Below are 13,613 nucleotides of genomic sequence, written 5' to 3' on the forward strand. Positions count from 1 at the left end.
GGCATGGGAGGAAAACGGACGGTCAACGTTGTAGCGAAGATCGTCAACCGTCCAATGTCGCTGAACCTAAGGGACAAGGGACCCTCACCGACAGGGGTGATTTCGCCCTCTGGCCGTTCAGCCCGTTGCGCCTCCACCGAACTTCCGACCTTGGTGGCGGACAAACAACGGTGGGTGACGGCCCTGGGGCCGTCACCCACCGCCGCGTTACGACGTACGTCAGTCCTCGTCGGACTTGCCGCCGCCCATGCCGGCGGAGATCAGCTCCATCACCGAGGAGTCCTGCAGGGTGGTGACGTCGCCGAGCGAGCGGTGCTCCGCGACGTCCCGCAGCAGCCGGCGCATGATCTTGCCGGAGCGGGTCTTCGGCAGCTCGGGGACCAGCATGATCTGCCGCGGCTTGGCGATCGGGCCGAGCGTCTTCGCCACGTGGTTGCGCAGGTCGGTGATGAGCTGCTCACCGGCCGCGCCGGAGGTCTCCGCGTTGCCCCGCGGGATGGCGAACGCCACGATCGCCTGGCCGGTGGTCGGGTCGGTCGCGCCGACCACCGCCGCCTCGGCCACCGACGGGTGGCTGACCAGGGCGGACTCCACCTCGGTGGTGGAGATGTTGTGCCCGGACACCAGCATCACGTCGTCGACCCGGCCGAGCAGCCAGATGTGCCCGTCGTCGTCCTTCTTCGCGCCGTCACCGGCGAAGTAGACCCACTCGCCCTCCCCGCCGGCGGCACCCGCACCGAACCGCGACCAGTACGTCTCGATGAACCGGTTGTCGTCGCCCCAGATGGTGCGCAGCATCGACGGCCACGGCTCCTGGAGCACCAGGTAGCCGCCGCCGCCGTTCGGCACCGACTGGCCCTGGTCGTCCACCACGTCGGCGACGATGCCCGGCAGCGGGGCCATCGCCGAACCCGGCTTGGCCTCGGTGACCCCCGGCAGCGGCGAGACCATGATCGAGCCGGTCTCCGTCTGCCACCAGGTGTCCACGACCGGCAGCTCGCCCCGGCCGACGTGTTGGCGGTACCAGATCCACGCCTCCGGGTTGATCGGCTCGCCGACGCTGCCGAGCAGCCGCAGCGAGGACAGGTCGTACCCGGCCGGAATGTCCTCACCCCACTTCATCATGGTGCGGATCAGGGTCGGCGCGGTGTACAGGATGGTGACCTTGTACTTGTCGACGACCTCCCAGAACCGGCCCTTGTGCGGGGTGTCCGGCGTGCCCTCGTACATCACCTGGGTGGCACCGTTGGAGAGCGGGCCGTAGACGATGTACGAGTGGCCGGTGACCCAGCCGATGTCGGCGGTGCACCAGTAGACGTCGGTCTCCGGCTTGAGGTCGAAGACGGCGTGCGTGGTGTACGACGTCTGCGTCAGGTAGCCGCCGGTGGTGTGCAGGATGCCCTTCGGGCGGGCGGTGGTGCCGCTGGTGTAGAGGATGAACAGCGGGTGCTCGGCGTCGAACGGCTGCGCGGTGTGCGCCGGAGAGGCGGTCTCCACCGTCTCGTGCCACCAGCGGTCCTTCGCCGACCAGGCGACCTCCTCGCCGGTCCGGCGCACCACCAGCACGTGCTCCACCGACGGGCACTTCGCCACCGCCTCGTCGACGGTCGGCTTGAGCGCCGACGGCTTGCCCCGACGGAAACCGCCGTCGGCGGTGATCACCACCTTGGCCGTGGCGTCCTGGATCCGGTTGGTCAGCGCGTCCGCGGAGAAGCCCCCGAAGACCACGCTGTGCGTGGCGCCGATCCGCGCGCAGGCCAGCATCGCCACCGCCGCCTCGGGGATCATCGGCAGGTAGATCGCCACCCGGTCGCCGGCGACCACGCCCAGCTCGGTCAGCGCGTTCGCCGCCTGGCAGGTGAGCTTGTGCAGGTCGGCGTAGGTGAGGGTGCGGGTGTCACCCGGCTCGCCCTCCCAGTGGATCGCCACCTTGTCGCCCCGGCCGGCCTCCACGTGCCGGTCCAGGCAGTTGTACGCCACGTTGAGCTGCCCGCCCACGAACCACTTGGCGAACGGGGCCTTCGACCAGTCGAGCACCTGGTCCCACTTCTTCGCCCAGGTCAGCCGGTCGGCCTGGCGCTCCCAGAAGCCCAGCCGGTCGCGCTCCGCCTCGGCGTACGCGTCGGCCTTGACGTTGGCGTTCGCGGCGAGTTCGGCCGGCGGCGGGAACTGGCGCGTCTCGTTCAGCAAGTTGGCCAATGCCTCGCTCATGCGTGCTCCTTCGTCGCGTGACCTGCGTCTCGTACGTCGCTGAGGTTAGTCGCGCGGCAGCAACCCCGCGACAGCCTGTTCCGTCACCGCGCGCCCAGCGGCCCCCAGCACGCGCCGAGTTGTAAGGAAGGGCCCCTTGTTAACGCCTCAGGTAGAGAGGGGTTCCCTTCTCACACCCCAAGCTGGGGGCGCGCGGGGTGGGGCGGCCGGTGGGTCGATAGCGTGGCGGGGTGACCACCGACCCGCTTGCCCCGCTGCTCGCGCTCGCCGACATCGCGCCCGCCGTCGAGCGGGCCCGCGACCGGGTCGACCTGGCCCACCGGCACCGCGCGCTGCGCCGCCACGGCGGCCAGGTCGCCGCCGAGGTCAGCCTGCGCAGCGCCGTGGCCAGCGCCGCGCTGGAGGGCCGGGCACACGAGCGGGAAGAGGTACGCGCCGGCACCGTCACCGACCCGCTGCTCCAGGGGGCGCTACGGGTGGCCGGGGCGCTGCCCGGGCTGAGTGAACTCTGGCCGAAGGCCCCCCGTCAGGTCCTCGCCCGGCTGCACGTCCTCGCTGCCCGGGACGTCGTCGCCGAAGCGGAACTGGGCCGGCCGGCGGCCGACCCGGTGGTCGCGGCGCGCCTCGACGGGCTGGCCGGGCTGGTCGCCGGTGGTACGAAGGTGCCGCCGCTGGTGCTGGCCGCGGTGGTGCACGGTGAGCTGCTGAACCTGCGCCCGTTCGCCGGCCCGTCCGGGGTGGTGGCTCGCGCCGCCGGCCGGTTGGTGCTGATCTCGACCGGTTTCGACCCGCGTGGGCTGGTCGCCGTCGACGTGGGCCATCGGGAGCGCGAACCCGAGTACGTCGGCTCGGCCGGCGCCTTCGCCACCGGTACGCCGGACGGGCTGCGCTCCTGGCTGCGCCACTACATGGCCGCGGTCGAGATCGGTGCGGACCAGATCGCCCTCATCGGTGACGAGATCCTCGCCGCCTCCTGAACGTCGCTCCGACGCCAGCGCCCTTTCGGAGAGAACGCCGCCTGCGGACAGTCGCAGACGCCACGTGTCCTGGGGGAGTGCCGCCCTTCGGCGGCGGGCCGGACGGGTGATGGCGCCCGTGATCAGGCGGTGGGTGCGGCGGCGCGGGTGCGGCGGTGCCGGCCGTACCAGGCGATCCCGATGGCGACGCCGACGCCGACGCCGAGGGCCGCGGCGGCGACCGGCACGGCGGGCCGCTCGCGCAGCCGCCGGCCGAGCGGGACCGGGTGCCGGAACTCCAGCACCGGCCACGCGTTCTCCACGGCCAACTTGCGCAGCGCGCGGTCCGGGTTGACCGCGGTCGGGTGGCCCACGCACTCCAGCAGGGGCCGATCACTGTACGAGTCGGAGTAGGCGTACGAGTCGGCCAGGTCGTACCCGCGTTCGGTGGCCAGCTCGCCGACGGCGTCGACCTTGCTCGGACCGGCCGCGTAGAACTCGACCTCGCCGCTGTAGCGGCCGTCCTCCACCGCCATCCGGGTGGCGATCACGTCGGTGACCCCGAGCAGCTCCCCGATCGGCCGGACCATCTCCTCGCCGGAGGCGGAGACCAGCACCACGTCCCGGCCGGCGGCCTGGTGCTCCTCGATCAGGGCGGCGGCCTCGGCGTACACGTAGGGGTTGATCAGCTCGTGCAACGTCTCGGCGACGATCTGGCGAACCTGGTCCACCTGCCAGCCCTTGCACAGTGCGGCGAGGTAGTCCCGGGTCCGGGCCATGGTCTGCTCGTCGGTCCCGCCGAGCCGGAACATCAGCTGCGCGTACGCCGACTTGACCACGTCACGCCGAGTGATCAGCCCGTCCCGGTAGAACGGCCGACCGAACGCCAGAGCGCTCGACTTGGCGATGACGGTCTTGTCGAGATCGAAAAAAGCGGCACCTCGGCCCACGGCGCGAAAGTCTAGCCCGAGGAAGGAAAGCGAGCGGGTGCCTGGGGGTGGCGTGCCGGCTTCGCCCGGGGTGGGAACCTGCGGCGACGACCTGGCCGACGCGGGGGCATTCTGCTGATCGTGATGGCGATCACACTCTCTGAACGCAATTTAGCGGTGGGTGGAGCCGACACCACTCGACGTATACCGGTCCGCTGCGGCATGCTTGTGCTCGCGACGAGAGTTCACCTCTCGCCGGCCGGAAGGCCCTCGGCGGTTGCACCCCCCGTGACCGCTGAGCAGGTTCGGCTCGACCCCCCCGGAGCCGAACCTCCCGACGACCCCCGTCTCCCCCGACGGGGGTCGTCCCTTTGTGGGAGCGCTACCCGGCAGTAGGTCAGCGGCCATCCTCGTCCTCGTCGAGGGTGCATCCGCCGGCGTCTCCTCTTCCGGCGCGGGCTCACCGGCGTCCGTACGAGCCGTCAAGGTCCGCTCGGCCTGCCGGGCCGGGCGGTGGCACGTCCCCCGGGAACGGGCGGGTCGACGGCGGCCGGGGTCCTGTCATGTCGAGTCCGGCTTGGGCCACGATCTGCCTCGACGCGGCAACGTGCCCGACAGGGTGGCGCCCCGGCGCGGGGTCAGCTCAGGAATCGGGGTGGGTGGGTGGGGCGGCCCGGCAAATAGAGGCGGTAGCCAGCAGCTTCGACAACCTGCGGTTCGCTGTCGCTCAAATACCTGCTGATGGTCAGATCGAAGGTCGAGCCAGCTGGCGCGATGTAGGCAACGTCCTCCGCCCGGTTGACCAGATCCAGGTACGGGGTATATCGATTTAGTCCCGGCTGGAGATCGTCCCGAAGGACGGCGCAGATGACTCGTTCGTCGGCTGCATAGATCAATCTGTTGCAAGTCCAGTATTCAGTATAGAAGCGTGTGATGCCGAGCCTGTCGATAGCGGCCAGGAGGTCTCTTTGTTCGCTGGCCTGATCTGCGTAGCTCAGAGCATGCTGCGCAAGTGCCGCAGTGGCGTGGGTCATCATCACCACGAGTGTGGTTACCGAAGCGACGGCGAGCGTTCTCCCAGCAACTCGAAGCTTGGCCGAACCAAGTCGCCATAGCGGCCATATGGCTGCCGGGAGGGAAACCAGCAGCAGCTCAAGATAGCGAGCGCTCTCGATGGGCGTATCGGCGGCTGCCGGACTCCTCGCATAAGAGACAACAGTTATCATGCCGCCCAGGGACAGGGTCAGTACGCCAAGTTCCCGCGCTCGGTCAGGACTGGATCCAGACCTGTACGCCCGCACCGCGACTATTGCCGATATGACCAGTAAGGCCAGGTAGGCGGGTCCCCACAGCATCTGCCACCGACTGCAATGGCTCGGATCGCACAGGCCCGTTGCCAAGGGGATACCCAGCATGACTCCGCCGTGGAGGCGGTCAACAAGCGGCGCGTCCGATCCAGCAGTGTTGTGATGCAAGAGGACCATCAGCGAGTTGTTCCTGAAGGGACTCATGAGATTGTGCGCGATCATAGGCGATGCGCCCAACAGAAGTCCGGCCAGCGCGACGAGACCATATTTGCCGCGTAGCTCGCGGGCGCAGGTTAGTGCCAAGGCGACGGCACCGCAGGCGAGATAGGGAAGGATCAGCAGATGATCCCAGAGCGAGAGGCCCGCAAGGAAACCCCAGGCGCCGAAAAGAAGGAGTCGGCGTCGACCGCGGCGCGCCGCCAGGATCGAGGTGACAAGGATTAGAGATGCGGTAATTGCTGCGAGCTCGGCAGAGCCGTCCGCGATTATCCGATCTTTTACGACCCGGTCCGATCCAAGGGCGAGCAGGCCTATCACCAGGAGCGCGAGCCCTCTCGCCGAGAAGAGTCGCCTGGTCAGAAAGTACATCGCGATCAAGAATAGGGCGTAAAAGGCCAGTGGCCCAACGCGCAGTGCCGATGTGGTCGGGCCGTTCAGCCAAATCACGGGTGCGGCAACATAGGATTCGAGCGTTCCCATGTAGTGTTGACCGTAGAGGAAGGCTGGGAAGTCCTTGCCCTGTAGAATGTGTAATGCGGCCAAGCCGAAAGTTGCTTCGTCGCTGTTTGTGGGGGGCGCGTCCGCCGCCGTAAGCCATGCGCGGAACCCCACGCCGAGGCAACCCAGGACTATTGCTGTGGCAGCAGTCAGAGTGCCGCGTCCGCGCCAGTCAATCACGGGCGGCACTATACCTGAGAACGGCGTAGCCAGTGAGCCTTCAGCCTTCGTTAAGAGTGGTGCGCGGAGCTGGCCGGGAATGGGAAGTGCCTTCTGGTTCGGGGTGTCTGGGGTTGCCGAACCAGTAATCACTGGCCAGCGGAGCCACTTGCAATGTGCGGGATGCCGCAGGCCGTCCGAAGGCCTTTGTCGGCGCGGACCGGTCCCCTCCTCGGGTAGGAGGCCGACAGCGGTTAACAATCCGATCAGCCGTTGATATCAACGGCGGTGGCCGAGGCCGAGCCCAAACGCGAACGGCTGTCGCCGCCGGCCGGTGGACGCCAGCGGGCGAAATGGCTCTCGTCGAAAGTCCGGTGAGCGAGGCGTCCGGCAGCCAGGCAGCCGCAAGCCCTGATGCGGGCCGGTTCCGAGAGCGAAGCGATGACAGCCGGCACCTGCTCGTCGACGAGGGTCGCCATCGGGCGATATCGATGAGCAGGCTCGCCCGCTCGTAGCAGATCAGCTTGCTCGGCGGGGTTTTTCCACAGCGCGGTTCGTCATCCACAGGCGAGCGCGGAACGACGACCGCGAGGGCGGCGATTCGGCAGGCTTCCCGGCGGCACGTCCGAGTCCGAACGCTGGAGGCCGCCATGCCGCCCCGTACCCCGCTCCCGCCGCACCACCGCCTTCCCCTGCTCGTCACCGCCGACGGCGAACTCCTCGACGAACTGCTGCGGCTCGCCGCGGCGGGCGGCACCGAGGTCGAGTTGGCCGCCGATCCGGCCGCCGCCCGGGCCCGCTGGGCACCGGCCCCGCTGGTGCTCGTCGGCGCCGACCAGGCGCAGGCCTGCCTGCGGGCCCGGTTACCTCGCCGCCCCCGGACGGTGCTGGTCGGCCGCTCCGGGCACCTCGACCCGGGTACGCAGCTCGCCGAGCTGATCGGTGCCGAGCACGTCGCGACCCTGCCCGCCGCCGAGCCGTGGCTGGTCGACCGGTTCGCCGAGTGCGCGGGTGACGCCTCCGGCGCCGGCACGGCGCGCGTCGTGGCGGTGCTCGGCGGCCGGGGCGGCGCCGGCGCCAGCGTGCTGGCGGGCGGGCTCGCCGTCACGGCGGCCCGGGCCCGGCTGCGTACTCTCCTGGTCGACGCCGACCCGCTCGGCGGCGGCCTCGACCTCGTGCTCGGCTGGGAGCAGTTGGAAGGGCTGCGCTGGCCGGGCCTGACCGACACCGACGGGCGGGTCGACCCACCGTCGCTCGTCCGCGCCCTGCCCAGCCGGGGAGACCTGGTGGTCCTTTCCTGGGACCGGGGTGACCTGCTGCACCTGCCCGGCGAGGCGATGGCCGCCACCGTCGACGCCGCGCGTCGGGGCCGGGACGTCGTGGTCCTCGACCTGCCCCGCTACCTGGACGACGCGGCCGTCGTCGCGTTGCAGGCCGCGGACCGGGCGCTGGTGGTCGTACCGGCCGAGCTGCGGGCCACCGCCGCCGCGGCCCGGGTGGTGGCGGTCGCCGCCCCGCACTGCACCGACCTGTCGGTGATCGTGCGCGGGCCGGCCCCGGGTCGGCTCAAGGCCGGCGAGGTGGCCCGGGCGCTCGGGTTGCCACTCGCCGGCACGCTGCGCCCCGAGCCGGCGATCTGCCGGGGCCTGGAACGAGGCGAGGCGCCGGCCGCCGCCGGGAAGGGGCCGCTCGCCGCGCTCTGCCAGCGGATTCTTGACGAGCTGACCGGCGTACCGGCGCGGGGCGCGGCGTGACCGGCCCGGCCGACTCGGGGAAACTGGCCGTCCGGGTCCGGCAGCGCTTCGCGGAGGCGGCCACCCCGGTCACTCCCGCCGCCATCGTCTCCGCCGTACGTGCCGAGCCGGGCACCGTGCTCGGGGACACCGCGCTGCTGCGGATCGCCGACCGGGTGCACCACGATCTCGTCGGGGCCGGGCCGCTGGCCCCGCTGCTGGCCGACCCGCAGGTCACCGACGTGCTGGTGAACGGCACCCGGGTGTGGGTCGACCGGGGACGCGGGTTGCACCAGGTGGCGGTGCCGCTCGGCACGGTCGACGACGTACGTCGGCTGGCACAGCGGCTCACCGCGGCCGCCGGTCGGCGGCTCGACGACGCCTCCCCGTACGCCGATGCCCGGCTGCCCGACGGCACCCGACTGCACGCCGTGCTGCCGCCGGTGGCGATCGACGGGCCGTACCTCTCGCTGCGTACCTTCCGGCAGCGGCCGTTCACCATCGACGAGCTGGTACGCCATGGCACCGTCCCCCGGCCGGTGGCGCCGCTGCTGGCCGCCGTCGTAACGGCCCGGCTGGCGTATCTGGTGACCGGAGGCACCGGCTCCGGCAAGACCACCCTGCTCAACACGCTGCTCGGGCTGGTGCCCGGGACCGAACGGATCGTGCTCGTCGAGGACGCGTCCGAGCTCCGTCCCGTGCATCCGCACGTGATCGGCCTCCAGGCGCGTACGTCCAACGTGGAGGGGGTCGGCGCCGTCGGGTTGAGTGATCTGGTCCGGCAGGCGTTGCGGATGCGGCCCGACCGCCTGGTGGTGGGCGAGTGCCGGGGCGCGGAGGTGGTCGACCTGCTTGCCGCACTGAACACCGGCCACGACGGGGGCGCCGGGACGCTGCACGCCAACGCCGCGACGGACGTGCCGGCCCGGCTGGAGGCGCTCGGGCTGCTCGGCGGCCTGCCCCGGGCCGCCCTGCATGCCCAGGTCGCCGCGGCGCTCCAGGTCCTGCTGCAGATGCGGCGTACCGCCGAGGGGCGGGTGCTGGAGTCGATCAGCCTGCTGCTCCCTGAGGGGCCGGATCGGCTCGTCACCGTGGTTCCCGCCTGGGTACGCGGGCGCGGGCTCGGCCTCGCCGCCCGGCCGCTGGGCACACTGCTACGGGAGCGGAACGTGACGATCCCGCCCATCCTCTGCTCGGCCTGGCCGGGCTCGGCGGGTCCGTCGTGACCCTCCAGGGCTGGCTGGTGTCCGCGCTTTTGGTCGCCGCCGCGGCGGCGGTGGCCTGGCCGGTGCGCGCCGGTCGGGCCCGGCGGCGTGCCGTCCTCGAACCAGCGGGCCGGGATCGGACGACGTCGGGGCCCCACGTCGCCGGCCGTGCGCATGGGCGTCGGTTCAGCGGAGCCTGCACGACGGCCGGTGGCGGACGGGGCGGGGAACTCGGCAGCCCCGATCGGCCGCCGGTCCGCCCACCCGGCCGTCGCGATGCCACCCACCCGGCCGCCGCGCCCGTACCGGTGGGCGGGCGCCGGCCGCGGGCCGCCCTGTCACTCAGCCCGACCTCGACGGGCGCGGCGGTGACCTGGTCGGTCGGCGGCACCGCAGATCCGGCGGTGGGCGGATACGGGCCGGCCGCGCACACGCTGGGCGGCGCGCCTCCCGGCACCCATCCGGTCGGGCCGGTTGCCAGCGGTTCGGCCGACGCGCGGGCGGTCGACCAGGTCCGCCGCGCTCCGACCGGTGACCGGCGCCAGGCTGGTCCTACCGATGGCCAGGTCCAGCGTGGTCCCGTCACCGGGCTGTTCCGAGTTCCCGGCCTGCTGGCTGCCCCGAGGCCGGCCCGGCTGCCGACCGACGGCGTCGCCGTGCGAGGACGGTTGCTGGAACGGGTGGGGGTGGCGGTGTCCCGGCGCGGCCTGCTGCCGGCCGTCCTGATGGGCGGTGGGACGGGAGCCGTGCTCGGCGGGCCGGTGGCGGCGATCGTGCTGGCCGCCTACGGGGCGCTCGCCGCCCGGGCGGCCCGGCGCCGGAGCGCCCGCCGGCAGGCCGACCAGGCGCGCCGACGCGAGCTGGACCAGCTCTGCGCACTCGCTGCCGATCTCCGCGCCGGGCTGCCGGTCGAGGGCGTCGTCGCCGATGGCCCGCACCGGATCGCCCGGTTGGGCCGGGCCGCCGTGCGGCTGGCCGATCGGACCGGGGCGCCGCTGGCCGAGCTGCTCGAACGCGTGGAGGCGGACGCTCGGGCCGCCGATCGCGGTCTTGCCGCGGCTGCCGCCCAGGCCGCCGGAGCACGGGCGACCGCGTGGCTGCTCGCCGCTCTGCCGCTCGGCGGCATCGGCCTCGGCTACGCCATCGGCGTGGATCCGGTTGCCGTGCTCCTGCACACGACCGTCGGCGGTGGCAGCGCGCTCGCGGCCGTCGCGTTGCAAGTCGGCGGCCTGCTGTGGGCCGAACGGCTCGGGGCGACGCCGGGGCGGCACGACTGATGTCCCGCCAGGTGATGGCCGCGGGTTGCCTGGCCGGGGCGGCGTTGCTGCTGGTCGCCACGACCGGTCCGGTCGGGCGACCAGGGCGGCGGCTTCGGCTGCTCACCCGCTCGACGGTGGCGGAGCGGACCAGGCCACCGTGGTGGCCGGACCGGATTCGGCTCGGCGCGGGCCTCGCCGGGCTGGCCACGTTGGTCGTGGTCGGCGGCTGGGCGGGTCTGATCGTCGGGGTGCTGGCCGGCCTGGCCGCCGACCGCGTGCTCCGGCGGATGGAGCCGCGCGCGGCCCGCGACCGACGGCTCCGGGAGATCGCCGATCTGCCCCTCGCCGCCGACCTGTTGGCAGCGGCGCTGCGCGCGGGAGCGCCGGTCGACCGGTCGGTGCTGGCGGTCGCCGAGGCGCTCGGTGGGCCGCTCGCCGACCGGCTCGGCCGGGTGGGCCGGACGCTGGAGCTCGGCGGAACGGCGGCGGAGGCATGGGCCCACCTGAATCCCGTGGCCGGGGCCGAACGCCTGGTGGCCGACGCGATCCGCTCGTCCAACAGCGGTACGGCGCTGGCCGGCGCCCTCACCCGCCTCGCCGACGAGCTGCGTTCCGACCGGGCGATCGCGGCCGAGGCGGCGGCGCGGCGGGCGGGCGTCCTGATCGTGCTGCCGCTCGGGCTCTGCTTCCTGCCCGCCTTCATTCTCGCCGGCCTGGTGCCGGTGATTGTCGCCGTCCTCGGCGACGTGCTGTGAACCCACGAGGAAAGGAGTACGACATGCGCAGACTTCTCGCCCGTCTGCGGGGTGACGCCGGGATGAACACGGCCGAGTACGCCGTCGGCACCCTGGCCGCGGTGGCCTTCGCCGGCATCCTGCTGAAGGTGCTCACCTCCGGCAACGTGCAGTCCGCGCTCACCGCTGTCATCGACCGGGCGCTGAAGTGACCGGGCGCTGGTGGGCCGGCCGCCGTCGGTGCGCTTCGGGCTCGGGAACGCCGCACCGGCCCGCCGTGCCCGGCGCGAAGCCGCGTCCGGCGGAGCCGCTCCTACACACCGCGGGTACGCGCGGGGCGGGGGTGACGGCCGCCGCATCCTCGGGGCGGCCGTGGGGCGCTGGCGAACGGGGCTCGTTCACCGCTGAGTTGGCGGCCGGCCTGCCGGCGCTCGTTCTGCTGCTCGTCGCCGGCCTCACTGCGGTCGAGGCGGTGACCACGCGGGCCGGATGTCTGGCCGCGGCTCGGGAGGCGGTGCTTGCCGCCTCCCGCGGTGAGCCGGGATCGACAGCCGGTGCTCGGCACGCCCCGCCCGGGGCCGACATCTCGGTCACCGTCTCCGGTGACCAGGTCATGGCGACCGTCCGGGCACCGGTCCGTACGCTCGGCGCGCGGCTGCCCCGGATCACCGTGTCAGCCACCGCCGTGGCCGCCGTCGAACCCGGTACACCGGGGCCACGATCGTGAGGAACCATCGACGACCGGCCCGCACCACCCGGCGGCGGTACGGCCGGCGGATCGGCGACCTGGGCCGCCGGGACAGGTCGCGCAGTCCGAAGACGGAGCGGCCGCCAGGCCAGCCGCCGCTCGTGGTGGCTGCGGCGGGTGGCGGCGCGACGGACCGGGGCGGGGCGACCGTCTGCCTGCTCGCGGTCGGTCTCGTGTTCGTGCTGGTCGGTCTCTTCGGCGCGGCGCTGGGCGCGGCCCGGACGGCGCGGCAGCAGGCCCGGAACGCGGCGGACTTCGGGGCCCTGGCGGGCGCCGCCTGGGCGATCGAGAGCGACGACGTCGCGTGCGGACGGGCCGGCGAACTGGTACGCGCCAACGGCGGGCGGCTGGTGGCCTGCCGGCTCGACGGGCTCGACGTCGTGGTCACGGCGGAGGTCGGGGTCGCGCCGTTGCCGGGGCTGGCGCGCACCGCGACCGCGACGTCCCGGGCCGGTCCGGTGCGCGGCTGACCGACGCCGGCCAGCACCGCGGTCCGCATCGAATGCCGCCTGGCCGGCCACGGATCGCGCCGTCCGGCCAGGGGCCGCGCCGTCCGGCCAGGGATCGCGCCGTCCGGCCAGGGATCGCGCCGTCCGGCCAGGGATCGCGCCGTCCGGCCAGGGATCGCGCCGTCCGGCCAGGGATCGCGCCGTCCGGCCAGGGATCGCGCCGTCCGGCCAGGGATCGCGCCGTCCGGCCAGGGATCGCGCCGTCCGGCCAGGGATCGCGCCGTCCGGCCAGGGATCGCGCCGTCCGGCCAGGGATCGCGCCGTCCGGCCAGGGGCCGCGCCGTCCGGCCAGGGGCCGCGCCGTCCGGCCAGGGGCCGCGCCGTCCGGCCACGGGCCGCGCCGTCCGGCCACGGGCCGCGCCGTCCGGCCCACGGACCGCGCCGCCGGCCACCGACGCGGCGCTGGCCGGCGACGGAGGCGCCCCGGTCGCACACCCGCTGACCCGGTCAGGGGTCGGGCGCTTTGGGTCCAGCAGACCGCCCGACCCCACCGTCAACCGAACGCCGAGGTGGACGCCTCAGCGGGCCTGCAGCGCGTCGAGGCCGATCGCCATGGCGATGACCAACCGCCGGTCGATCTGCGGGTTCTGGATCTCGACGAGGTACCGGTCGCGGAGGCCCCACTTCTTGACGACCGAGAACACCGGCTGGCCGCCGGCCACGAAGTCGAAGTGGTAGGGCAGCCAGGAGAGCGAGTCGACGAACCGGCGCAGCAGCGCCACCGGGAGGCTGCGCTCCTGTCCGGTGATCGCGGGCAGGCCGGCCTGCTCGACGTGCCAGGTGGAGCGCAGCAGCGACTGGGCGAAGTCCTTGCGGAACAGACCGATCGGGGTGCCGGAGTGGTCGGTCACGTCGTACGTGGCGCCGAGATCGAGCCGCTGGCGGGCCTTGAAGCCGAGCAGCGGGGTCTGCTTGGAGTCGTCGGTGTAGATGGTCACCTGCTCCTTGAACGCGAGCCGCTTCTGCTGCGCGAACGCGAGCAGTCCGCCCTCGGAGCCGTCCGGCGCCACCGAGTGGACCTCGTACTGGTTGACCATCATCCGGATCCGCTGGCGGATGAGGAACTGGTGCTGGGTCTGCAAAGTGTCGAGCTGCACAAGATCTCCTTCGATTGACGAACGCCGGAGTTTCGCACAGTTCGGTGCT

At 72.8% G+C, this 13,613-nt stretch carries 13 protein-coding genes; 8 read left to right on the forward strand and 5 right to left on the reverse strand.

What is annotated here, in order from left to right; genetic code table 11:
* Positions 1-219 precede the first annotated feature (219 nt).
* Positions 220-2,211, reverse strand: a complete 1,992-nt coding sequence (acs, locus tag GA0070604_RS01735; protein ID WP_091113059.1) for an acetate--CoA ligase — start codon at positions 2,209-2,211, stop codon at positions 220-222.
* 230 nt (positions 2,212-2,441) lie between these two features.
* Here acs and GA0070604_RS01740 point away from each other — a divergent pair, with 230 nt between their 5' ends.
* Entirely contained in the window at positions 2,442-3,188 is a 747-nt protein-coding gene (locus tag GA0070604_RS01740; protein ID WP_091113062.1) for a Fic family protein, read from the forward strand.
* A gap of 122 nt (positions 3,189-3,310) precedes the next feature.
* On the opposite strand, the gene GA0070604_RS01745 is transcribed toward GA0070604_RS01740, so the two are convergent.
* The 3 genes from GA0070604_RS01745 to GA0070604_RS31555 all read right to left on the reverse strand — a co-directional run bounded on the left by GA0070604_RS01745 (position 3,311) and on the right by GA0070604_RS31555 (position 6,758).
* Positions 3,311-4,117, reverse strand: a complete 807-nt coding sequence (locus tag GA0070604_RS01745; protein ID WP_091113065.1) for an HAD family hydrolase — start codon at positions 4,115-4,117, stop codon at positions 3,311-3,313.
* A 617-nt stretch (positions 4,118-4,734) separates the two neighbouring features.
* Positions 4,735-6,300 carry a hypothetical protein gene (locus GA0070604_RS01755; RefSeq protein ID WP_141721204.1) on the reverse strand — a complete coding sequence of 522 codons (1,566 nt, stop codon included), beginning with the start codon at positions 6,298-6,300 and terminating at the stop codon, positions 4,735-4,737.
* A gap of 245 nt (positions 6,301-6,545) precedes the next feature.
* The gene (locus GA0070604_RS31555) at positions 6,546-6,758 is read right to left on the reverse strand and encodes a hypothetical protein (protein ID WP_141721205.1); all 213 of its coding nucleotides are present in this window, start codon (positions 6,756-6,758) and stop codon (positions 6,546-6,548) included.
* Between the two features lie 171 nt (positions 6,759-6,929).
* Between GA0070604_RS31555 and ssd the strand changes: the two genes are divergently transcribed.
* The 7 genes from ssd to GA0070604_RS01790 all read left to right on the forward strand — a co-directional run bounded on the left by ssd (position 6,930) and on the right by GA0070604_RS01790 (position 12,428).
* Positions 6,930-8,033, forward strand: coding sequence for a septum site-determining protein Ssd (gene ssd / locus GA0070604_RS01760; protein WP_091113076.1), 1,104 nt, complete (start codon positions 6,930-6,932; stop codon positions 8,031-8,033).
* On the forward strand, positions 8,030-9,238 hold the full coding sequence (locus GA0070604_RS01765; protein ID WP_091113080.1) for a TadA family conjugal transfer-associated ATPase: 1,209 nt from the start codon (positions 8,030-8,032) through the stop codon (positions 9,236-9,238). Before ssd ends, GA0070604_RS01765 begins: the two co-directional genes overlap by 4 nt.
* Positions 9,239-9,255: 17 nt before the next feature.
* A complete protein-coding gene (locus tag GA0070604_RS33240; protein WP_244161708.1) occupies positions 9,256-10,494 on the forward strand; it encodes a type II secretion system F family protein in 1,239 nt (412 codons plus the stop codon).
* Positions 10,494-11,231 (forward strand): type II secretion system F family protein, encoded by a 738-nt coding sequence (locus GA0070604_RS01775; RefSeq protein WP_091113083.1) that lies wholly within the window; start codon positions 10,494-10,496, stop codon positions 11,229-11,231. Before GA0070604_RS33240 ends, GA0070604_RS01775 begins: the two co-directional genes overlap by 1 nt.
* A 23-nt stretch (positions 11,232-11,254) precedes the next feature.
* Positions 11,255-11,422 carry a DUF4244 domain-containing protein gene (locus tag GA0070604_RS01780; protein ID WP_091062778.1) on the forward strand — a complete coding sequence of 56 codons (168 nt, stop codon included), beginning with the start codon at positions 11,255-11,257 and terminating at the stop codon, positions 11,420-11,422.
* A gap of 131 nt (positions 11,423-11,553) precedes the next feature.
* Entirely contained in the window at positions 11,554-11,937 is a 384-nt protein-coding gene (locus tag GA0070604_RS01785) for a TadE family type IV pilus minor pilin (protein ID WP_091126836.1), read from the forward strand.
* 122 nt (positions 11,938-12,059) lie between these two features.
* Positions 12,060-12,428 carry an Rv3654c family TadE-like protein gene (locus GA0070604_RS01790; protein WP_244162143.1) on the forward strand — a complete coding sequence of 123 codons (369 nt, stop codon included), beginning with the start codon at positions 12,060-12,062 and terminating at the stop codon, positions 12,426-12,428.
* A gap of 557 nt (positions 12,429-12,985) precedes the next feature.
* Here GA0070604_RS01790 and GA0070604_RS01795 read toward each other — a convergent pair.
* Positions 12,986-13,564, reverse strand: coding sequence for an LURP-one-related family protein (locus GA0070604_RS01795; RefSeq protein WP_091113087.1), 579 nt, complete (start codon positions 13,562-13,564; stop codon positions 12,986-12,988).
* Positions 13,565-13,613: the final 49 nt, after the last annotated feature.

The sequence above is a fragment of the Micromonospora eburnea genome (assembly GCF_900090225.1).
GTDB lineage: Bacteria > Actinomycetota > Actinomycetes > Mycobacteriales > Micromonosporaceae > Micromonospora > Micromonospora eburnea.